Origin of the sequence: Stutzerimonas nitrititolerans (assembly GCF_003696285.1) — a bacterium.
Lineage (GTDB): Bacteria > Pseudomonadota > Gammaproteobacteria > Pseudomonadales > Pseudomonadaceae > Stutzerimonas > Stutzerimonas nitrititolerans.
In genome coordinates this window covers 62668-84504 of record NZ_RFFL01000018.1, presented here as the reverse complement: position 1 = coordinate 84504, position 21837 = coordinate 62668, and the positions used below count along the sequence as shown (strand labels likewise).

12 protein-coding genes are annotated in these 21837 nt (G+C 64.9%); 5 read left to right on the top strand and 7 right to left on the bottom strand.

All coding sequences use genetic code 11. From position 1 onward, the window contains the following. Positions 1-197: 197 nt before the first annotated feature. The 4 genes from EA795_RS19070 (at position 198) to EA795_RS19055 (ending at position 7287) form a co-directional block, all read left to right on the top strand. On the top strand, positions 198-1427 hold the full coding sequence (locus tag EA795_RS19070) for an efflux RND transporter periplasmic adaptor subunit (RefSeq protein ID WP_122078970.1): 1230 nt from the start codon (positions 198-200) through the stop codon (positions 1425-1427). A 90-nt stretch (positions 1428-1517) separates the two neighbouring features. Further along, on the top strand, positions 1518-4688 hold the full coding sequence (locus EA795_RS19065) for an efflux RND transporter permease subunit (protein WP_122078968.1): 3171 nt from the start codon (positions 1518-1520) through the stop codon (positions 4686-4688). Beyond that, a complete protein-coding gene (locus tag EA795_RS19060; RefSeq protein ID WP_122078966.1) occupies positions 4685-6073 on the top strand; it encodes an efflux transporter outer membrane subunit in 1389 nt (462 codons plus the stop codon). Before EA795_RS19065 ends, EA795_RS19060 begins: the two co-directional genes overlap by 4 nt. Before the next feature lie 221 nt (positions 6074-6294). After that, the gene (locus tag EA795_RS19055) at positions 6295-7287 is read left to right on the top strand and encodes a TRAP transporter substrate-binding protein (protein ID WP_058074880.1); all 993 of its coding nucleotides are present in this window, start codon (positions 6295-6297) and stop codon (positions 7285-7287) included. Positions 7288-7343: 56 nt separating this feature from the next. Here the strand turns inward: EA795_RS19055 and EA795_RS19050 are convergent, their stop codons facing one another. The 4 genes from EA795_RS19050 to EA795_RS19035 all read right to left on the bottom strand — a co-directional run bounded on the left by EA795_RS19050 (position 7344) and on the right by EA795_RS19035 (position 16366). After that, positions 7344-8837, bottom strand: a complete 1494-nt coding sequence (locus EA795_RS19050) for an efflux transporter outer membrane subunit (protein ID WP_276310937.1) — start codon at positions 8835-8837, stop codon at positions 7344-7346. Continuing rightward, positions 8834-11938, bottom strand: a complete 3105-nt coding sequence (locus EA795_RS19045; RefSeq protein WP_014853104.1) for a multidrug efflux RND transporter permease subunit — start codon at positions 11936-11938, stop codon at positions 8834-8836. Before EA795_RS19045 ends, EA795_RS19050 begins: the two co-directional genes overlap by 4 nt. A 109-nt stretch (positions 11939-12047) precedes the next feature. Next, on the bottom strand, positions 12048-15128 hold the full coding sequence (locus EA795_RS19040) for an MdtB/MuxB family multidrug efflux RND transporter permease subunit (RefSeq protein ID WP_115027721.1): 3081 nt from the start codon (positions 15126-15128) through the stop codon (positions 12048-12050). Further along, a complete protein-coding gene (locus tag EA795_RS19035) occupies positions 15125-16366 on the bottom strand; it encodes an MdtA/MuxA family multidrug efflux RND transporter periplasmic adaptor subunit (protein WP_058074883.1) in 1242 nt (413 codons plus the stop codon). The genes EA795_RS19040 and EA795_RS19035 overlap by 4 nt, the downstream gene beginning before the upstream one ends. Positions 16367-16626: 260 nt before the next feature. Between EA795_RS19035 and EA795_RS19030 the strand changes: the two genes are divergently transcribed. After that, the gene (locus EA795_RS19030; protein ID WP_058074884.1) at positions 16627-18093 is read left to right on the top strand and encodes a lipid II flippase MurJ; all 1467 of its coding nucleotides are present in this window, start codon (positions 16627-16629) and stop codon (positions 18091-18093) included. 55 nt (positions 18094-18148) lie between these two features. Here the strand turns inward: EA795_RS19030 and EA795_RS19025 are convergent, their stop codons facing one another. The 3 genes from EA795_RS19025 to EA795_RS19015 all read right to left on the bottom strand — a co-directional run bounded on the left by EA795_RS19025 (position 18149) and on the right by EA795_RS19015 (position 21536). Continuing rightward, complete coding sequence (locus tag EA795_RS19025) at positions 18149-19297, bottom strand: NAD(P)-dependent oxidoreductase (RefSeq protein WP_122078983.1); 1149 nt, start codon at positions 19295-19297, stop codon at positions 18149-18151. A 317-nt stretch (positions 19298-19614) separates the two neighbouring features. After that, complete coding sequence (gene tpx / locus EA795_RS19020; protein WP_122078964.1) at positions 19615-20115, bottom strand: thiol peroxidase; 501 nt, start codon at positions 20113-20115, stop codon at positions 19615-19617. A 59-nt stretch (positions 20116-20174) separates the two neighbouring features. Beyond that, positions 20175-21536 (bottom strand): alanine/glycine:cation symporter family protein, encoded by a 1362-nt coding sequence (locus EA795_RS19015; RefSeq protein WP_058076747.1) that lies wholly within the window; start codon positions 21534-21536, stop codon positions 20175-20177. Positions 21537-21837 lie beyond the last annotated feature (301 nt).

Here is a 21837-nt window from a genome sequence, read left to right as displayed (position 1 = left end):
TGCGCCCGACGATGTTCCTGGACGCATGACGGACGAAGAGCTGGCCGTATCCATCGCCGTCACCTACGCCTGCAGCAATGAAAACATCGCCAACCATCATCGCCGATGATATTCACCTTTGCCTCGTTCGATTTCTGCTGCACGGCACGACCGCGCAGACTCCCGCCCATCGATAAATCCGAGTTGTGGAGTCAAGCATGGAATCTTCCCTCAACGCCTTGCGTTTCCCTCTGGTCGCGCTGGTCATGATCGTCGCCGCCGGGTGCGGCAAGGCGCCCGAGGCCACGCAGTCGGCAGCCGCGCCACCGGCAGTCAGCGTCGCCCAGGTCATCAAGCATCAGGTCACCGAATGGGACGAACTCACCGGACGTCTGGAGGCGCCGGAATCCGTGGAAATCCGCCCGCGCGTCTCCGGCTTCATCGACAAGGTGGCGTTCGAGGAAGGCGCCCTGGTGAAGAAAGGCGACCTCTTGTTCCAGATCGACCCGCGTCCCTTCGAGGCGCAGGTCAAGCGCTTGGAAGCCGAGCTGCAGCAGGCCCGCGCGATCCAGCAGCGTACTGCCAGCGAGGCCCAGCGGGGCGAGCGGCTGCGCGTCAACAACGCGATTTCCGCCGAACTGGCCGACGCACGGGTCAGTGCCGCCAGCGAGGCGAAATCCGCGGCGGCGGCGATCCAGGCGCAGCTGGAGGCAGCAAGGCTCGATCTTGGCTTCACCCGCGTCACCGCACCCATCGATGGCCGCGTGGGACGTGCGCTGATCACCGCCGGCAACCTGGTCAACGCCGGCGAAGCGCTGCTCACCACACTGGTTTCCACCGACAAGGTTTATGCCTACTTCGAGGCCGACGAGCGCACCTACCTGAAGTACCGCGAGTTGGCCCGCGAGGGCGCGCGCGGCGAGACGACGCCGGTGTACCTCGGCCTGTCCAGCGAGGACGGCCATCCGCACCTGGGCCGCATGGACTTCATCGACAACCAGGTCGATCCGCACACCGGCACCATTCGCGGCCGCGCGGTGTTCGACAACCGCGACGGCCGCTTCACCCCCGGGCTCTATGCGCGGCTGAGGCTGGTCGGCAGCGCCACCTACGATGCAGTGCTGATCAAGGACGTGGCCGTGGGCACCGACCTGGGCAAGAAGTTCGTGCTGGTGCTCGGGGAGGACGGCAAGGTCGATTACCGCTCGGTCGAACTGGGACCGAAACTCGAAGGCCTGCGCATCGTCCGCAACGGCCTCGGTGAAGGCGAAACCATCGTCGTCAACGGCTTGCAGCGCATCCGCCCGGGCAATGCGGTCGAGCCGCAGAGCGTGCCGATGGCCGACGCCGATACCCTCGCCGCGCTGCAGGAACAGCACCGAGCTATCAGTGCCGCGCTCAAGCCGCAGGTGGTGGACCGCAGCATGCCGCAGCCGCCCAGCACCTGAGCCCGGCGCTGCGCCAGCAGTCGCGCCGCACCACACAACAACAGATTCCGCCAGGGTGCGTGATGCGCACCCTCTCCCCCGGAGTGCGTCATGAATTTCTCGCAATTCTTCGTCAAGCGGCCGATTTTCGCCGCCGTGCTGTCGCTGGTGATCCTCATCGGCGGCGCCATCTCGCTGTTCCAGCTGCCGATCAGCGAATACCCGGAAGTCGTCCCGCCCACCGTGGTGGTGCGTGCCGAGTTCCCCGGCGCCAACCCCAAGGTGATCGGCGAAACCGTCGCCTCGCCGCTGGAACAGGCCATCACCGGCGTCGAGGGCATGCTCTACATGTCGTCCCAGGCCACCGCCGACGGCAAGCTGACGCTGACCATCACCTTCGCCCTCGGCACCGACCTGGACAACGCCCAGGTGCAGGTGCAAAACCGCGTGACCCGCACCATGCCGAAGCTGCCCACCGAGGTGCAGCGCATCGGGGTTACGGTGGACAAGGCCTCGCCGGACCTGACCATGGTGGTGCACCTGACCTCGCCGGATAACCGCTACGACATGCTCTACCTTTCCAACTACGCCGCGCTCAACGTCAAGGACGAGCTGGCGCGACTGGACGGCGTGGGCGACGTGCAACTGTTCGGCATGGGCGATTATTCGCTGCGCGTCTGGCTCGACCCGAACAAGGTCGCCTCGCGCAACCTCACCGCCAGCGACGTGGTCGCCGCCATCCGCGAGCAGAACCGCCAGGTCGCCGCCGGTGCCCTGGGCGCGCCGCCGGCGCCGGGCGCCACCGATTTCCAGTTGTCGATCAACACCCAGGGGCGGCTGGTCGACGAGGAGGAGTTCGAGAACATCGTGGTGCGCGCCGCCGAGGACGGCGAGATCACCCGCCTGAAGGACATCGCCCGCATCGAGCTGGGCTCCAGCCAGTACGCCCTGCGCTCCTTGCTCAACAACCAGCCGGCGGTCGCCCTGCCGATCTTCCAGCGCCCGGGCTCGAACGCCATCGCCATCTCCGACCTGGTGCGCGAGCGCATGGCCGAGCTGAAGCAGGAATTTCCCGAGGGCGTGGATTACGAGATCGTCTACGACCCGACCATCTTCGTCCGCGGCTCCATCGAGGCGGTGGTGCACACCCTGCTCGAAGCCATCGTACTGGTGGTGCTGGTGGTGATCCTGTTCCTGCAGACCTGGCGCGCCTCGATCATCCCGCTGGCGGCGGTGCCGGTGTCGCTGATCGGCACCTTCGCGGTGATGCACCTGCTCGGCTTCTCGCTCAACGCGCTGTCGCTGTTCGGCCTGGTGCTGGCCATCGGCATCGTGGTGGATGACGCGATCGTCGTGGTGGAAAACGTCGAGCGCAACATCGGCCTCGGCAAGTCGCCGGTGGACGCCACCCGCCAGGCAATGAAGGAAGTCACTGGGCCGATCGTCGCCACCGCCCTGGTGCTCTGCGCGGTATTCATTCCCACCGCGTTCATTTCCGGCCTCACCGGGCAGTTCTACCAACAGTTCGCGCTGACCATCGCCATCTCCACGGTGATCTCGGCGTTCAACTCGCTGACCCTGTCGCCGGCATTGGCCGCCACCCTGCTCAAGGCCCACGATGCGCCGAAGGACGGCTTTTCGCGCCTGCTCGACCGCTTGCTCGGCGGCTGGCTGTTCCGTCCGTTCAACCGCGTCTTCGACCGCGCCAGCCACGGTTATGTCGGCGTGGTGCGGCGCATCCTGCGCGCCAGTGGCATTGCCCTGGTGGTCTACGTGGGTCTGGTCGGCCTCGGCTACCTGGGCTTCGCCAGCACGCCGACCGGCTTCGTCCCGCCGCAGGACAAGCAGTACCTGGTCGCCTTCGCCCAGTTGCCGGACGCCGCCACCCTCGATCGTACCGAGGCGGTGATCCAGCGCATGTCGGAAATCGCCGGCAAGCACCCGGGCGTGGAGAACACCGTGGCCTTCCCCGGCCTGTCGATCAACGGATTCACCAACAGCCCGAACAGCGGCATCGTCTTCACCCCGCTCAAGCCCTTCGACGAACGCAAGGACCCGGCCCTCTCGGCCAATGCCATTGCGGCCGACCTCAATGGCCAGTTCGCGCAGATCCAGGACGCCTTCATCGCCATCTTCCCGCCGCCGCCCGTGCAGGGCCTGGGCACCATCGGCGGCTTCCGCGTGCAGGTGCAGGATCGCGGCAACCTCGGCTACGAGGCGCTCTACAGCGAAGTGCAGAACGTCATCGCCAAGAGCGCGGACTATCCGGAACTGGCCGGGCTGTTCACCAGCTACCAGGTCAACGTGCCGCAGGTGGACGCCGACATCGACCGCGAGAAGGCCAAGACCCACGGCGTGGCCATCGACCAGATCTTCGACACCATGCAGGTCTACCTCGGCTCGCTGTACGCCAACGACTTCAACCGCTTCGGCCGTACCTACCAGGTCAACGTTCAGGCCGACCAGAGGTTCCGCCTGGCGCCCGAGCAGATCGGCCAGTTGAAGGTGCGCAACGACCGCGGCGAGATGGTCCCGCTGTCGACCTTCGTCAAGGTCAGCGACAGCGCCGGCCCGGATCGGGTGATGCACTACAACGGCTTCCTCACCTCCGAGATCAACGGCGCCGCCGCGCCGGGCTACAGCTCCGGCCAGGCCGAGGCGGCCATGGAGCGCCTGCTGCGGGCCGAGCTGCCCAACGGCATGAGCTTCGAGTGGACCGAGCTGACCTACCAGCAGATCCTCGCCGGCAATACCGCGATATTCGTCTTCCCGCTCTGCGTGCTGCTGGCCTTCCTGGTGCTGGCCGCCCAGTACGAGAGCTGGAGCCTGCCGCTGGCGGTGATCCTGATCGTGCCGATGACGCTGCTCTGCGCGATCGCCGGGGTGATCCTGGCCGGCAGCGACAACAACGTATTCACCCAGATCGGCCTGATCGTGCTGGTGGGCCTGGCGTGCAAGAACGCCATCCTGCTGGTGGAGTTCGCCAAGGACAAACAGGAGGAAGGCATGGACCGCCTCGCCGCGGTGCTGGAAGCCTGCCGCCTGCGCCTGCGGCCGATCCTGATGACCAGCTTCGCCTTCATCATGGGCGTGGTGCCGCTGGTGCTGTCCAGTGGCGCCGGCGCCGAGATGCGCCATGCCATGGGCGTCGCGGTGTTTTCCGGGATGCTCGGGGTGACCTTCTTCGGGCTGCTGCTGACCCCGGTGTTCTATCTGGTGATCCGCGCCTTCGTCGAGAAACGCGCGGCGCGCAAGGCGGTATTCAAGGAGATTCGTGCATGAAGTTCTTCGCCCTTCCCCTGCTCGCCCTGGCCGTGACCGGCTGCGCCGTCGGCCCTGACTATCGGGCGCCGCAGCCCGAGCCCGCGCGCATCGCCCATGCCGAGGACAGCGACTACGACCGCTCGCGCTTCGAATCCGCCTGGTGGCATCAGTTCGAAGACCCGACGCTGGACGCTCTGGTCGTACAGGCCCTGGCCGAGAACCGCGAACTGCGCATCGCCTATTCGCGTCTGCGCGCGGCGCGAGCGATCCGCGACGACGACGCCAATGATCGCTTCCCCACGGTCACCGCTGGCGCCAGCGCCGATATCGGCAAGGCACAGCAGCCCGGCGTTACCGAGCGGCAGGTCAATGCCGAACGCTACGACCTGGGCCTGGACATGGCCTGGGAGCTGGACCTGTTCGGCCGTATCCAGCGCCGCCTGGAAGCCAGCGAAGCCCAGGCCGAGGCCGCCGAGGCCGAGCTCTACCAGTTGCAGGTCAGCCTGATCGCCGAGCTGGTCGACGCCTACGGGCAACTGCGCGGCGCCCAGCTGCGCGAGCGCATCGCCCGCGACAACCTGGCGAACCAGCGCAATTCCCACGAACTGACCGAGCAACTGCGCGATGCCGGCATGGGCAGTGAGCTGGACGTGCTGCGTGCCGACGCGCGGCTGGCCGCCACCGAGGCCAGCCTGCCGCAGTTGCAGGCGCAGCAGGCCCGTGCGCGCAACCGCATCGCCACCCTGCTCGGCCAGCGCGCCGACCGGCTCGCGGTGGACCTTTCGCCGCGCGAACTGCCGGCGATCGCCAAGGCCCTGCCGATCGGCGATCCCGCGGAGCTGCTGCGCCGGCGGCCGGACATCCGTGCCGCCGAACGCCAGCTGGCCGCGGCAACCGCCACAGTCGGCGTGGCGACCGCCGACCTGTTCCCGCGAGTGAGCCTTTCCGGCTTCCTCGGCTTCATCGCCGGGCGCGGTTCGCAGATCGGCTCCAGTGCGGCCGAGGCCTGGGGCGTGGCGCCGAGCATCAGCTGGGCGGCGTTCGACCTGGGCAGCGTGCGCGCCCGCCTGCGCGGTGCCGAAGCCGATGCCGACGGCGCGCTGGCGAGCTACGAGCAACAGGTACTGCTGGCGCTGGAAGAGTCGGAGAACGCCTTCAGCGATTACGCCCGCGCCCAGGAACGCCTGCTGTCGCTGCTGCGCCAGTCCACGGCCAGCCGCGCGGCAGCGCAACAGGCGGAAATCCGCTACCGCGAAGGCACGGTGGATTTCCTCGTGCTGCTGGACGCCGAGCGCGAGCGGCTGGCCGCCGAGGATGCCCAGGCGCAGGCGGAAGTGGAGCTGTATCGCGGCGTGGTGGCGCTGTACAAGGCGCTCGGCGGCGGCTGGCAAGCCGAGAGCTGAGCGTTTGGCGCTTGCTGCGAACGTCCGGTGCCCAGACTCCACCGGACGTTCGCCCACAGCAAAAATGTGACTTGATTCCGTTCCCGTCGTGTTGGTCATGCAAAGCGCTTTCGATCGTCATCCATCTTTGGCATAAGGAACGGCTGAAAGTCTAAACGCATCCGGCGGCTGCTTCAGACCGAACGGACGCACTGCCAACCAACCAGAATAAAGAGTCTTTCATGAAACCGATCATTACCCTTGCCGGGCTTGTGCTGGCCGTCGCCAGCGCATTCGCCCAGGCCGAACCCATCGTCATCAAGTTCTCCCACGTGGTGGCCGAGGACACGCCCAAGGGCAAGGGTGCGCTGATGTTCAAGCGCCTGGTCGAAGAGCGGCTGCCAGGCCAGGTATCGGTGGAGGTCTACCCCAATTCGTCCCTCTATGGTGACGCCAATGAACTCGAGGCACTGCGCAACAACGAAGTGCAGCTGCTGGCGCCGTCGCTGGCGAAATTCGAGCAATACACAAAGCAGCTCCAGGTCTTCGACCTGCCCTTCCTGTTCGATGACCTGGACGCCGTCAATCGCTTCCAGAAGCGCGCCAAGGGTCGCCAGCTGCTGCGCGCGATGGAAGACGAGAACATCACCGGCCTGGCCTACTGGCATAACGGCATGAAGCAGCTTTCGGCCACCCGCGCCTTGCGCATGCCCAGCGACGCATCGGGACTCGCCTTCCGCATTCAGCCTTCGGCCGTGCTGGAATCCCAGTTCGCCCAACTCGGCGCGGCGGCCAACAAGATCGCTTTCTCCAAGGTCTTCACGTCGCTGCAGGATGGCACCGTCCAGGGCGCGGAAAACCCCTGGTCGAACATCTACAGCCAGAAGATGCACACCGTGCAGCCCTACATCACCGAAACCAACCATGGCGTGCTGGACTACATGCTGGTCAGCAACACACGCTTCTGGTTCGGCATTCCGCACCAGATTCGCACCGAGCTGGAAGGCATCATCGACGAGGTCACCTACGAGGTGAATCGTGCTGCCGAAGATGCCAACCAGGCCGACCGCGCAAGCATCCTCCAGGCGGGTACTTCTGAAATCATCACCCTGACCCCCGAAGAGCGCGAAGCCTGGCGCGCGAAGATGCGCCCCGTGTGGCAGCAGTTCGGATCGGTGATCGGCGAAGACATCATCAACGCGGCACAGACCGTCAATCGTAAGCAGCGCAACTGACCATCACCCCAACCCTGGGGCCGTTCCCGTTTCGTCAACGGCAACGGACCCAGGCGTCACTCCCGCCCCGCCGCCATCGGCGGCTCTTCCTCCAGCCGATCGCTATGCCAGCCTCCACCCAGCGCGGTGATCAGCTGGACGCTCGACGTCAGCCGGCTGCCCAGCAGCGTCAGGTTGGTGCGCTCATTGTTCAGCGCCGTCGTCTGCACGGTGGCCACACTGAGGAAATCCACGGTTCCGGCGCGATACTGGTTCTCGATCAGGCGTAGCGACTCCTGCGCCGCCTCCAGCGCCTCCTGCTGCACCACCGCTTCCTCCGCCATCACACGCAGCTGCACGAGGTTGTCCTCGACTTCGCGAAAGCTGTTCAGCACCGTCTGCCGATAGCTCGCCACAGTCTGGTCGTAGCTCGCTTCGGCCTGCTCGATCTGCGAGCGGATCAGGCCGCCGTCGAACAGCGTCATGGCGAACTCGGGGCCGATGGACCAGAAGCGGTTGGGCGTCTCGATCCAGTTGTCCAGCGTGCCGCTGCGATAGCCGCCCGCCGCACTCAGGCTCAGGTTGGGAAACCATGCGGTCTTGGCCACGCCAATCTCGGCGTTGGCGGCCATGACGTCACGTTCAGCGGCGGCCACGTCGGGCCGGCGTTCCAGCAGCTGCGATGGCAGCAGGCTGGGAACCTCGGGTAACTGTGGGAGCGCATCGACCTCGGCCAAGGCAAACTCCGCTGGCGGCACGCCGATCAGCACCGCGATGGCGTGCTCCAGTTGCGCGCGTTGGTAGCGGAGATCGATGGCCTGGGCTTCGGTGCTCTTCAGCTGAGTACGCGCCTGAGCGATGTCGGCGCGCCCGACGATGCCGGCACGGTACTGGTTCTCGCTGATGCGCAGCGAGCGCGCATAGGCCTGCACCGTGGCGTCCAGCAGGCGCTGCTGGGCGTCGAGCACCCGCAGTTGCAGGTAGTTCTGCACCAGTTCCGATTGCAGGCTGAGGCGTACCGCTGCCAGATCGGCCGAGCTGGCCTGCATGCTCGCGCGGCTGGATTCCAGCCCTCGACGCAGGCGTCCCCACAGATCCAGTTCCCAGCTGGCGGCGAAACTGAGGTCGTAGCTCTGGGATATGCCCCCGCCGCCCGAACTGGTGACGGTGGAGCCGTCCGGCAACCTCGTGGTGCTGCTGCCCACGCCTCTGCCGGAGCGGGTCTTGCCGGCATTGCCGGTCAGCGACGGGAAGAATCCGGCTCTGGCGCCACGCACCAGCGCCCGGGCCTGGCGATACTGGGCTTCGGCGACCGCCAGATCCTGGTTGGAAAGATTCAGCTTCTCCACCAAGGCGTTCAGTTCGGCATCGTCATACAGCTGCCACCAGGCGTCGCCGAGGAAGTGGTCGGAGGGTGCGGCCAGTTTCCAGCCTTCGGCCTGCTTGAATGCCACCGGGGTCTGCAGCTCCGGGCGCTGGTAGTCGGGGCCGAGGGTACAGGCGCTCAGCGACAGCGCCATGATCAACGCGGGCAAGGGACGCAGGGTGTTCTTCAAGGACAGGGTACTCATAACGGATTTTCCAGGGCGGCATCGGTGCGTATGCCGCGCCAATGATTGAAGCGGTGACGCAGGCGATCCAGATACAGATAGACCACCGGTGTGGTGTAGAGCGTGAGAATCTGGCTCAACATCAGCCCGCCGATGATTGCCAGCCCCAGCGGCTGGCGCATCTCCGCCCCCTCGGCACCGCCCAGCAGCAACGGCAGTGCGCCGAGGATGGCGGCCATGGTGGTCATCAGGATCGGCCGGAAGCGCAGCAGGCAGGCACGGCGAATGGATTCGGCCGGCGCCAGACCGTCGTTGCGTTCGAACTGCAGGGCCAGGTCGATCATCAGGATGGCGTTCTTCTTCACCACCCCGATCAGCAGGAACAACCCGAGCAACGAGATCAGGCTGAACTGGTCGCCGGTGAGGATGATCGCCAGCAGCGCACCAACGCCGGCCGAAGGCAAGGTCGACAGGATAGTGAGCGGGTGAATGTAGCTCTCGTACAGCACGCCGAGCACGATGTACACCAGCAGCAAGGCGCCGAGAATCATCAGCGGCTGCCCTTCCTGGGTCGACTGGAACACGCTGCCGGTGCCACCCAGACGCCCCTGCACGTCAGTGGGCATGCCGATCGCCGCAATCGCACGCTCGATGGCCAGGGTCGCCTGGTCGAGGCTGACGCCCGGCGCCAGGTCGAAGTCGATGTTCTCGGCCGCGAACTGCCCGTCGTGGCTGACGCGGTCTTCCTCCAGGCTCCGTTCGTAGCGCGCGAACGCTGCCAGCGGCACGCGCCGGCCGTCCTCGGTGATCACGCTGATCTGCTCCAGTACCTCGGGATGCTGGGCGTAGGCCGGATCGACCTCCATCACCACTTGGTACTGGTTGAGCGATTCGTAGATGGTGGAGATCTGCCGCTGACTGAAAGCGTTGTTGAGCAGCGTGGTCACGGTGCTCATGTCGATGCCCAGTCGCTTGGCCGCGTCACGGTCGATCTTGAGGCTGATCTGCTGGGCGCCCTCGCCCTCGTTGGCATCGATGCTGGTCAGCTCGGGCAGTTCCATCAGCGCGCGATTGACCTGTGGCACCCAGGTGCGCAGAGCCCCCAGGTCGCTGGCCAGCAAGGTGTAGGCGTATTGCGAGCTGCTCTGCCGGCCGCCACCGAACTGCAGATCCTGGTCGGCCATCAGGAACAGCCGGCCGCCGGGCACCTTGGGCTGGGTGGCGCGAATCCGTTCGATGACCTGCTGCGCGGATATCCGGCGTTCTTCCAGCGGTTTGAGGCGAACGATCATGAACGCATTGTTGATGCCGCCCTGCCCGCCGATGAAACCGGCGACGCTTTCCACCGCCGGATCGGCGAGCACGGCCTTGCGGTAGATCTCCATCTTCGGCTGCATCACCTGGAACGAAAGGCCGTCGTCGCCACGGATGAAGCCGATCAGCTGGCCGGTGTCCTGCTGCGGCAGGAATATCTTCGGCACCTGGACATAGAGCACCACGTTCAGCGCGATGGTCGCCAGCAAGGTGAACAGGGTGATTCGCCGGTGCCGCAGGGCCCAGCCCAGCGAGCGGTCGTAGTGGCGCAGCAGCCACTGGTGTGCATCGTGGCTCCAGCGATGCAGGCGGCCCTCATGCTGCGCATCGTGCGGCTTCAGCCAGCGTGCGCAGAGCATCGGCGTCAGCGTCAGCGACACCAGCAGCGAGACCAGGATGGCCGCCGCCAGGGTGATGGAAAACTCGCGAAACAGGCGCTCGACGATACCGCCCATGAACAGGATCGAAACGAACACCACCACCAGCGACAGGTTCATCGACAGCAGCGTGAAACCCACCTCGCGCGTGCCGATGTAGGCCGCACGCATCGGCGAAACGCCTTCGTCGATGTGCCGGGCGATGTTTTCCAGCACGACGATGGCGTCGTCCACCACCAGGCCGGCCGCGAGGATCAGCGCCATCAGCGACAGCACGTTGAGCGAGAAGCCGAACAGGTACATTACTGCGAAGGTGCCGACCAGCGACACCGGCACCGCCAGCGCCGGAATCAGCGCGCTGCGCAGGTGACCGAGAAACAGGAACACCAGCACGATGACCAGGCCCACGGCGATCATCAGCGTGCGCTCGGCCTCGTGCAGTGTGGCGCGAATCACCGGCGAGCGATCCATGGCCACCGCCAGTTCGACGCTGCCCGGCAGGATGGCCTGCAGCGCCGGCAGTTCGCTGCGAATGCCTTCGATGGTCTCGATGATATTGGCGCCGGCCTGGCGGTTGACGATCAGCAGCACCGCCGGATCGTTGTTGAAGAAACCGTCGTTGTAGCGGTCTTCCACCGCATCGTGCACCCGGGCGACATCGCGCAGGCGCAGGGCGGCGCCATCCTGGTAGCGGATGATCAGCGGCAGGTAGTCGGCGGCGCTGTGCAACTGGTCGTTGGCGCGGACCTGCCAGTGGCGCTCCGCGTCCTCGACCATGCCCTTGGGACGCCGCACGTTGGCCGAGGCGATGGTCTGGCGCACTTCGTCGAGCGAGACGCCGTACTGCTCCAGTTGTTGCGGTTGCAGCTCCACGCGCACCGCCGGCAACGAACTGCCACCGATCTGCACCTCGCCGACACCGGGAACCTGCGACAGCTTCTGCGCGAGGATGGTCGAAGCGACGTCGTAGAGCTGGCCCTTGTCGAGGCTTTCCGAGGTCAGCGAAAGCACCATGATCGGCGCCTGTGCCGGGTTGACCTTGCGGTAGGTCGGCATGCTGCGCATTCCGCTGGGCAACAGGTTGCGCGCGGCGTTGATCGCCGCCTGCACCTCGCGGGCGGCGCCGTTGATGTCGCGGTCCAGATCGAACTGGATGGTGATGCGCGTCGAACCCTGGCTGCTGCGGCTGCTCATCTGGCTGACCCCGGCGATGCTTCCCAGGGAGCGTTCCAGCGGAGTGGCCACGCTGGACGCCATGATCTCCGGGCTGGCGCCCGGCAGGCTGGCCTGCACGGTGATCACCGGAAAATCCATGTCCGGCAGCGGCGACACCGGCAGCAAGCCGAAGCTCACGCCGCCCAGCAGCAGAATCGCCAGGCTCATCAGCATGGTGGCGACGGGACGGGCGATGAAGGGAGCGGAAAGGTTCATAGGCCAGAAGCCGTTCGAGGCTGAAGGCTGGAGGCTGGACGAAGAAAGCCGAGGTACCGGTAATGAGCTTTTCGTTCAGCCTCCAGCCTCCAGCGCTTTTTCGAAGCATTCATGCCTCTGCCCCTTGCCCTACCCCATCCCTCCGAGCAAAGCGATTACCGAGCCGATCGAAGAACAGATAGATCACCGGCGTGGTGAACAGCGTCAGCAACTGGCTGAGCAGCAGGCCGCCGACCAGCACCAGACCCAGCGGCTGACGAAGTTCGGCGCCGGAACCGGACGCGAGCATCAGCGGGATCGCGCCGAACAGCGCGGCCAGGGTGGTCATCAGGATCGGCCGGAAGCGCAGCAAGGCGGCGCGGAAGATGGCATCCCGCGGGCTCATTCCCTGGTGCCGTTCGGCCTCCAGGGCGAAGTCGATCATCATGATCGCGTTCTTCTTGACGATGCCGATCAGCAGAATGATGCCGATGATGGCGATCAGTCCCAGGTCGTTACCGGTCAACAGCAAGGCGAGCAAGGCGCCCACCGCCGCCGAAGGCAGTGTCGAGAGGATGGTGATCGGGTGGATATAGCTCTCGTAGAGCACGCCGAGCACGATGTACATGGTCACCACGGCGGCGAGAATCAGCAGCAGCGTGCTCGACAGCGAAGCGCGAAACGCCTCGGCGGCGCCCTGGAAGTGACTCTGGATGCCGGCCGGCAGGCCGATCTGCGCTTCGACACCCTCGATCACCTCGACGGCCTCGCCCAAGGACACGCCCTCGGCGAGGTTGAACGACAGCGTGACCGCGGGGAACTGGCCGATGTGGTTGATCAGCAGCGGTGCCGAGCGCTGTTCCAGGCGCGCCAGGCTCGACAGCCGCACCGGCGTGCCGCCCTCGCTCTGCACGAAGATCTGTTCCAGCGCCTGCGGCCCTAAGCGATCGCCCGCCTCCGCTTCGAGCACCACGCGGTACTGGCTGGCCTGGGTGAAGATGGTGGATATCTGCCGCTGGCCGAAAGCGTCGTAAAGCGCATCGGTGATGGCGGACACCTCGATGCCCAGGCGTGCCGCGGCGTCGCGATCGATGTCCAGGAATATCTGCAGGCCATTGCTCTGCAGGTCGCTGGTCACATCGGTGAGCTCCGTTCGCTGGCGCAAGGCTTCCACCAGTTTCGGCGTCCATTCCTGCAGCAGCTCGCTATCCGGCGACTCGAGGCTGAACTGGAACTGGGTGCGGCTGACCCTGTCCTCGATGGACAGGTCCTGCACCGGTTGCATGAACAGCTGGATGCCCGGCAGTTTCGCCAGTTCCGGACGCAGGCGATCGATCACCTCGCTGGCCGTGACGTCACGCTCGTCGTGCGGCTTGAGATTGATCAGCACCCGCCCGCTGTTGAGCGTGACGTTGTCGCCGTCCACGCCTATGTAGGAGGAAAGGCTGGCCACCGCCGGATCGGCCAGGATGATCCGGGAAAGCGATTGCTGGCGTTCGCTCATGGCGCTGAACGAAACCGACTGCGGCGCCTCGCTGATGCCCTGAATGACGCCGGTGTCCTGCACCGGGAAGAAGCCCTTGGGCACCGCCAGGTAGAGCAGCACGGTCAGGCCCAGAGTGCCGAGCGCCACCAGCAGCGTCAGCGTCTGGTGTCCCAGAACCCAGGTCAGCCAGCGCGAATAGCCGCCGATCAGCCGCTCGACCCAGTCCGGCCTGGTGCTTTCCTCCTTGGCAGGCTTGAGCAACTTGGCGCACATCATCGGCGTCAGGGTCAGCGACACCACCAGGGAAATCAGGATGGCTACCGCCAGGGTGATGGCGAACTCGCGGAACAGCCGCCCCACCACGTCCTGCATGAACAGCAGCGGAATCAGCACGGCGATCAGCGAGAAGGTCAGCGAGATCAGCGTGAAGCCGATCTGCTTGGCGCCCTTGAGCGCCGCATTCAGCGGCGTCTCGCCCTCTTCCAGATGCCGCGTGATGTTCTCCAGCATGACGATGGCGTCGTCCACCACGAACCCGGTGGCGATGGTCAGCGCCATCAGCGTCAGGTTGTTCAGCGAGAAGCCCGCCAGGTGCATCACCGCGAAGGTGCCGACCAGCGACAGCGGTACGGCTATCGACGGGATGATCGTCGCCGAGAGTTTCTTGAGGAAGATGAAGGTGACCATCACCACCAGAATGGTCGCCAGCATCAGCTCGTGCTGCACATCGGTGACCGCCGCGCGGATGGTCTGGGTGCGGTCGGTGAGAACCACCACATCGAGCCCGGCCGGCATGCTGGCGGAGACTTCCGGCAGCAGCGCCTGGATGCGCTCGACCACCTCGATGACGTTCGCACCCGGCTGGCGCTGGATGTTCAGCAGCACCGCCTGGTTTTCGTTGGCCCAGGCGGCCAGTCGTTCGTTCTCGGCCCCGTCGATGATACTCGCCACGTCGCGCAGGCGCAGGGTCGCGCCCTCCTCGTAATTGAGGATCAGGTCGGCATATTCCTCGGGGCTTTTCAGCTGGTCGTTGGCATCCAGCATGGACACCCGCGTGGGGCCGTCGAAATTGCCCTTGGGCTGATTGACGTTGGCGCTGGTGACCAGGCCGCGCACATCGGAGAGGGTCAGGCCGTAGGCGGCCAATGCCTCGGGATTGACCCGGATACGCACCGCCGGTCGCTGCCCGCCGGCGATGCTGACCAGCCCCACGCCGCTGATCTGCGCCAGTTTCTGCGCCATGCGGGTATCGACCAGGTCATGCAGCTGCGGCAGCGGCAGGCTTTCGGAGGTCACCGCCAGGGTGATCACCGGCGTGTCGGCCGGGTTGACCTTGTTGTAGATCGGTGGCGCCGGGAGATCGTTGGGCAGCAGGTTGTCCGCCGCGTTTATCGCGGCCTGGACCTCCTGTTCGGCGACGTCCAGCTTCACCTCCAGCGAGAAACGCAGGGTGATCACCGAGGCGCCGCCGGAGCTGGTCGAGGACAATTGCGTCAGGCCCGGCATCTGGCCGAACTGACGTTCGAGCGGCGCCGTAACGGCGCTGGTCATCACTTCGGGGCTGGCACCGGGGTACAGCGTGATCACGCGGATGGTCGGGTAGTCCACCTGCGGCAACGCCGCCACCGGCAGCATGCGGTAGGCGATCAGGCCTGCCAGCAGGATGGCGATCATCGTCAGCGTGGTCGCCACCGGCCGCAGGATGAACAGCCGCGAGATGTTCATCGAACCGGGCGCTCCCGGGTTTCCTCGCCACCCACCTTGGGATTGGCCGCGGCTTCTTCGGCCAGCCGGGCCTTGTCCACCACCTCCACCTCGCTGCCATCACGCAGGCGATCGGTGCCTTCCATCACGATCCGTTCGCCTACCGCCAGGCCGCTGGTCACCACCGTGGTTTCGCCATTGCTCGGGCCCACTTCGAGGGTGCGCAATTCGACCTTGCCGTCATCACCCACCACGTAGGCGAAGTTGCCGCGCGCACCGAATTGCAGCGCGGCGGACGGCATCAGAACGGCATCCTGCAGCGTCTGCACACGCAGCCGGACATTGACGAACTGGTTGGGAATGAGCATTTCCGTCTCGTTGTCGAAACGCGCCTTGAGCCGCAGCGTGCCGGTGGTGGCGTCGATCTGGTTGTCCAGGCTCTCCAGCACGCCTTCGCCGAACAGCACGCGCTCGCCGCGGTCCCAGGCCTGCACCGCCAGCTCCTCGCCCTGCCGGAAGCGCTGCAGGACCGGCAGCAGATCGCCCTCGGGCAGGGTGAAGCTGATCGCCATCGGTTGCGTCTGGGTGATGACCACCAGCGGCGTGGTGTCGTTGGCGGCGACCAGATTGCCCTGATCAAGCTGGCGCAGACCCAGGCGCCCGTCGATGGGCGCCTCGATGCGAGTAAAGGCCAGGTTGAGGCGGGCTTCGTTGACCGCGGCACGGTTGGCGGCCAGCGTCCCCTCGTACTGGTTGACCAGCGCCTGCTGGGTATCCAGGGTCTGCTTGGCGATGCTGTCTTCGGCGAAAAGACCACGATAGCGATCCAGATCGAGCTGGGCATTCTTCAGCAAGGCCTGGTTCTGCTTCAGCGTGCCTTCGGCCTGCTGCAGGGCGACCTCGTATGGCCGCGGATCGATGACCGCGAGCAAATCGCCGGCCTTGACCCGCTGCCCCTCTTCGAAACGCACCTCCACCAGTTCGCCGGCCACCCGGCTGCGCACGTTGACCGTATTGAGCGGCGTCACCGTCCCCAGCGCCTTGTAATAGACCTCGAACGCCCCTTGCTTCACCGGCGCCACACGTACGGGCACCGGACCACTGAAGGCGCCGAAACCCGGCCGCCCACCAGGGCCTTGGGACTGTTCGGGTGCGGCGGGCCAGAGCCACCAGATCAGCAGCCCGAGCGCTGCGACCAAGAGAAAAATGATCAGCCAGCGACGGGACGACTGCGCGGAAGAAGAATGTGCCTCGGACATGAACTGGGTTCGCCTGGAAAGGAGCGTGAACCTTAAGCAGTCCGAGCCCTCTCGCAAAGGGGCTTTACTGCATTTTTACGTATCAGCGCATATCCGATGCGAAGGCAGCGGCCCACCGGCTGGAACAAAGCGGGCGGCGTCCAGTCTATGCAAGGTCCGTTGGCTGCATGGACACGGCCGAGTCCGGCCGAGCGCAGGCAGTTGTCATTTGGCAAGCAGATCGAGCACGGATGCGGGTCGTGCCGTTTCAGGATCAAGGAATGAACGCATCACTGATCATACTGGCGCTGACCGTCGCCAGCTTTCTTCTCGGTTTTCTCCGCGACCTGTTCATCGCGCGGGCCTTTGGCCTGAGCTGGCAGGCCGACCTCATCTTCGTCGCGCTGATCCTGCCGATGTTCTTCGAGAACTTCCTCGGCCTGGCCCTGCGCGATGCGATGATCCCCTACCTGCAGAAGCTGCGCAGCCAGTCCGAGGCGCTGTTCGCCTCCGTCGGGCGCATGCTCTATTGGCGGGTGATGGCGCTGGGCGTCGTGGTCAGCGTCATCATCATCGCCGCGAGCCACTGGATCCTCACGCTGCTGGCGCCGGGCTGGAGCGATGCACAGATCGCCAGCGGTCAGTTGGTGTTCTGCGTCGGGGCGCTGCTGGTGGCGGTGCAGGCGGTGCTCTATTGCCAGGGTGCGCTGCTCAACCTGGACAACGTCTTCGTGCTGCCGATGACCCGCACCGTGCTGCTCAATGCCGGCGCGATCATCGGCATCCTGCTGTTCCAGCCGACCGGCATGGTGATCTTCATCGGCATGCTGCTGCCGCAACTGGCACTGATCCTGGCTCAGCATCGACGCATCGGTTATCTGCATGACTCGTCGACGTCCACTGCCCGGGGGCACGGCGGCAAGTTCGGCCTGGCCTTCGCCCCGGTACTGCTGGCCGCGGGCGCGCAACAGGCGTGCATCCTCGCCGAACGCATGTTCGCCTCGTTTCTCGACGAAGGCAGCATCACCATGCTGTCCTTCTCGTTCCGCATCGTGACCATCCCGCTGACGCTCTATGCGTTGTCGATACTGGCCGTGCTGTTTCCACGGTTCGCCTCGAGCTGGAACGACGGCGACCACGACAGCCACGCCGCGGTGATCCGCAAGGGTTTGCTGGCGACCCTGCTGTTCCTGGTGCCGGCGACCGTCGTGCTGCTGTCCTTCCCCGATGCGATCGTCTCGGTACTGCTGGAACGCGGTGCGTTCGGCTCCACGCAAACCGCCGCCACGGCCTCGCTGGTGGCCATCTATGCACTGGGTTTGCCGGCGATGGGCCTGGCACTGCTGTGGGGCCGCGCCCTGCTCGCCCAACATCGGGCCCGCCTGTTTCTGATGGTCACCCTGGCCAGCTCCGCATTGACCATCGGGCTCGACGCCCTGCTCTATCGCACCTACGGCGCCGAAGGCCTGGCCGCGGCCTTCTCCAGCGGCGCGGCCTTGCAGGCGTTGCTCATGGGAATCTTCGTATATCGGGCGTCCCCACGCGGGCTGGGTACGGCATTGCTGCTGCGCTGGCTCGCCACGGCGGCGGTCGTGGCCACGGCACTGCACTGGTTGCCCAAACCTGACGGCCTGCTGCAACTGTGCCTGTACATCGGCATGGCGCTGGCAGGATTCGCCGTGGGGGTCGGCTTGCTGGGCGAGCGCGACCTGTTCAGACCCGGCTATTGGTCGATGCGCGAGGCTTGACCGCACACGCAAAAGAACCGCTGGGCAAGCGGTTCCCTTGCGCTCTGGTTCTTCTTCAGCCGTTCAGGGCCACCCGTGTGAGCTCCAGCGGCACCGTCGCCGCCTCGGCCTGCTGCAACACGATCTCCAGCGCTCGACTCGGCAGAATGTCCACGTCGTCATAGGTGATTATCTGGCCGGGTTCGACGGCACGCTTGAGCGCCGTCTTGCGCAGCAGGCCGATGGGCACGTGGTCGGGATGCTCGGCGAGCTTCACCGCCTCGCCACGGAACTGGAAACCACCGATACCACGTTCGATCAGCTCACCCCCGCGCATGGGCCGCTTGGCGATTGCCGCAACGCCCAGCGTCGGCGCAGTCGAGTTGTTCAGCAGCACGCCACCACCGGCGAGAACCCGGCGCACCGTCTTGCCCACCTCGAGCGAGCACAGGTGGAACGGGCGAATCAAGGTGTAATAGGGACCGGGCCCCAGCTTGAAGTATTCGATCGCCTGCTGCTGTTCGGCATCATGCCGGCAGACCAGGAACACGCCGCCCGCCGGGAATCCGGAGGGAATGACGTAGTCCGTGATGGGTTGGCCCAGGCGCTCGGCCAGCATGCCGAGGACGCTGGCGCTGTCATTCAGGTTGGTCGAAGCGATCCCTTCGAGCCCCTGACGCGTGATGGTCGCCCCCAATCCGTTGCCCACCACCACCTGTTCGATCTGCACCTTGGTGCCATCGGTGAAGGACGTGGTCTGATCGACGCTGATGCCCTGGAGCCGCGCCCAGTAGGCCATGTTCTCGGGCGTTGGATCATGATTCAGATAACCCTTCATGTTGCCGTAGACGAGCGGTTTGAAGCCCATCTGCAGCGCTTCTTCATGCAGCGCTGCAAGCGAACCCGGCTGATCCCCCTCCGCCTCGGTGATGAAGCCTTTGCCGGCCAGGTACGAGCCAGTGGTCACCTGCAGTTCGGCGTTGACCGTGACCACCGGCAAGCCAGCCTCGAAAGCGCGTTCGATGACTTCGGTGCCATGGAAAACATCACCACTGCATTCGACGATAAGGTCGGAATGATCGACCAGGTCGTCGATCGAATGGGTCAGCCGTTCGGCCAGTGGAAAATCGCTGAAGGAGTTGAACGGGCGTCGGGTCAGAATCCGGGAGATTTCCAGGTCCGGATAATGTTGCTTGATCAATCGCAGGAAACCCCGCGCGATCATTCCCGTGCCGGATACACCGATCTTTTTGGAATGCGGGTTGGGCATAACTGAATCCATTCAAAAGGCATCACGTGCTAAGACCGCAACCGGCGTGAAAGATTTTTGTAATCAGGCAACTATCCGCCTGGTCACCGCCGTTGCGAACCGATCGCTGCGACTTGAGGCGCAAACGATTCTGGCAAGCTAATAGCCCGCCAAGACTCCAGCCAATTGATGGCGACAAACGGCAAGGGGATTGCCGACGGTTCTACGTCGCCGGGATTCGGAACAGAAGCGGAAGCGGCGTTCCAGAGCCTCGCCGCTTCCGCAGGTAGCAGTTACTTCAGTGAAGCGATCGCAGCCTCGTAATCGGGCTCGTTACCGATTTCAGCGACCAGCTCGCTGTGCAGTACCTTGTTTTGCTCGTCGATGACCACGACAGCGCGCGCCGCCAGACCCGCAAGCGGCCCACTGGTGATCGCAACGCCGTAGTCCCGCAGGAACTGGCTGCCACGCATGGTCGACAGATTGATGACATTCGCCAGGCCTTCCGCACCACAGAAGCGTGCCTGGGCGAATGGCAGGTCCGCCGAGATGCACACGACGACGGTGTTGGCCAGCTCGTTGGCCTGGGCGTTGAATTTGCGTACTGAGGTGGCGCAGGTCGGAGTGTCGACGCTCGGAAAGATATTCAGCACCTTGCGCTTGCCGACGAAGGATGCCAGCTCGACATCAGACAGGTCGGTGCCGACCAGACGGAACGGTTTGGCCTGCTGTCCCGCTTGCGGAAAGTCGCCTGCAATCTCGATCGGGGTGCCCTTGAGGGTTACTTCAGTCATGTGAACTCCTGATTTTTATAGTGAAGGGCCAGGGGCAGAAACCCATGGCCCAAGGATTATCAGACCGCAGGCGCCAGCCGGTCGCGCGCGAAGTATTCCTTGGTCAGCTTGACCACCACCGGGCTCAGCAACAGCAAGGAGATCAGGTTGGGAATCGCCATGAGGCCGTTGAGCGTATCGGCCAGCAGCCAGGCGAAGTCCAGCTGGGCCACCGCACCGAAAGGCACGGCCAGCACCCAGATCACCCTGAACGGCCAGATTGCTTTGGTGCCGACCATGAATTCCCAGCATTTCTCGCCGAAGTAGCTCCAGCCGAGGATGGTGGTGAAAGCGAAGACCACCAGCGCAACGGTCAGCACCGCTCCACCGATGCCTGGCATGGCCTGCTCGAACGCAGCTGCCGACAATGCCGCACCACTTTCACCGCTGGTCCAGACCCCCGAACAGATGATGGCGAGACCTGTTATCGAACAGATGATGATGGTGTCGATGAAGGTACCCATCATGCCGATGATGCCGGAGCGCACCGAACTGGTGGTGGTGCCGGCCGCCTGGGCGATACCAGCCGTCCCGAGACCCGCCTCGTTGGAGAAGATGCCGCGCGCCACACCGAAACGGATCGCTGCCATGACCGCAGCGCCAGCGAAGCCACCAGTGGCAGCGATCGGCGTGAAGGCATGGGTGAAGATCAGATTGAAGGCGGTGGGGATCGCATCGACGTTGACCACCAGCACCACGATCCCGGCGATGATGTACGCCACGCACATGAAGGGCACCAATGCCGCCGCGACCTTGCCGATACGCTTGATGCCGCCGAGGATGACCAGCCCCACGACTACCATGGTCGCCAACCCGGTAACCCAGAGTGGCACGTTGAACGTCGTCTGCAGCGCATGGGCCATGCTGTTGACCTGCACCATGTTGCCGATGCCGAAACCGGCCAGTCCGCCGAAGATGGCGAAGGCGCCGCCCAGCCAGAGCCACTTCTTGCCCAGGCCGTTCTTGATGGCGTACATCGGCCCGCCGACATGCTCGCCGCGGTCGTCCTTCTCACGGTAATGCACGGCCAGTACCACTTCGCAGTACTTGGTGGCCATGCCCACCAGCGCGGTGCACCACATCCAGAACAGCGCACCCGGCCCGCCGAGGAAGATGGCGGTAGCGACACCGGCAATATTGCCGGTACCGACGGTAGCCGCCAGGCAGGTCATCAGCGCCTGGAAGGGGCTGATCTCGCCTGTCGTCTCATCACCCTTGTCACGGCCTCGCCATATATAGGCGAAGCCAGTGCCCAGACGGCGCAACGGCATGAATTTGAGGAGGATCATCAGTATGAAACCGGTGCCCAGAATCAGCACCAGCATGGGCGGGCCCCAGACGAGGCCGTTGACGCTATTGACGAGGTTATTCAGCAATTCCATTCGAGACACCCTTTATTGTTTGTTCCAGACATCCTGGCCTTGGTGAGTCGAGTGCACGGCTAGCGAGCGCGGCGCGAAGGTACGCAATCGCCAGGCAGAATCGATCCATGCTCTCAGGCTCGGCTACATATACGAGCCATCGGTGCGAGCCGGCCCCATCGGATGCCATGCAGGGAAACGACCGACGGATCGTACCACCGTCCTAAGCGCTGGACGCAAGGTCGTTTTCAGGGTTTTGTCATTGGCGTGTCGACTGGTTTCGATACAGACGCACAAGGAAGGCTTATCGGCGGCTCCGCCC

Excerpts from the sequence above, each read along its gene's own strand:
- EA795_RS19070 (WP_122078970.1), top strand. The coding sequence starts at position 198 with ATGGAATCTTCCCTCAACGCCTTGCGTTTCCCTCTGGTCGCGCTGGTC.
- EA795_RS19065 (WP_122078968.1), top strand. The coding sequence starts at position 1,518 with ATGAATTTCTCGCAATTCTTCGTCAAGCGGCCGATTTTCGCCGCCGTG.
- EA795_RS19060 (WP_122078966.1), top strand. The coding sequence starts at position 4,685 with ATGAAGTTCTTCGCCCTTCCCCTGCTCGCCCTGGCCGTGACCGGCTGC.
- EA795_RS19055 (WP_058074880.1), top strand. The coding sequence starts at position 6,295 with ATGAAACCGATCATTACCCTTGCCGGGCTTGTGCTGGCCGTCGCCAGC.
- EA795_RS19050 (WP_276310937.1), bottom strand. The coding sequence starts at position 8,837 with ATGAGTACCCTGTCCTTGAAGAACACCCTGCGTCCCTTGCCCGCGTTG.
- EA795_RS19045 (WP_014853104.1), bottom strand. The coding sequence starts at position 11,938 with ATGAACCTTTCCGCTCCCTTCATCGCCCGTCCCGTCGCCACCATGCTG.
- EA795_RS19040 (WP_115027721.1), bottom strand. The coding sequence starts at position 15,128 with ATGAACATCTCGCGGCTGTTCATCCTGCGGCCGGTGGCGACCACGCTG.
- EA795_RS19035 (WP_058074883.1), bottom strand. The coding sequence starts at position 16,366 with ATGTCCGAGGCACATTCTTCTTCCGCGCAGTCGTCCCGTCGCTGGCTG.
- EA795_RS19030 (WP_058074884.1), top strand. The coding sequence starts at position 16,627 with ATGAACGCATCACTGATCATACTGGCGCTGACCGTCGCCAGCTTTCTT.
- EA795_RS19025 (WP_122078983.1), bottom strand. The coding sequence starts at position 19,297 with ATGATCGCGCGGGGTTTCCTGCGATTGATCAAGCAACATTATCCGGAC.
- tpx (WP_122078964.1), bottom strand. The coding sequence starts at position 20,115 with ATGACTGAAGTAACCCTCAAGGGCACCCCGATCGAGATTGCAGGCGAC.
- EA795_RS19015 (WP_058076747.1), bottom strand. The coding sequence starts at position 21,536 with ATGGAATTGCTGAATAACCTCGTCAATAGCGTCAACGGCCTCGTCTGG.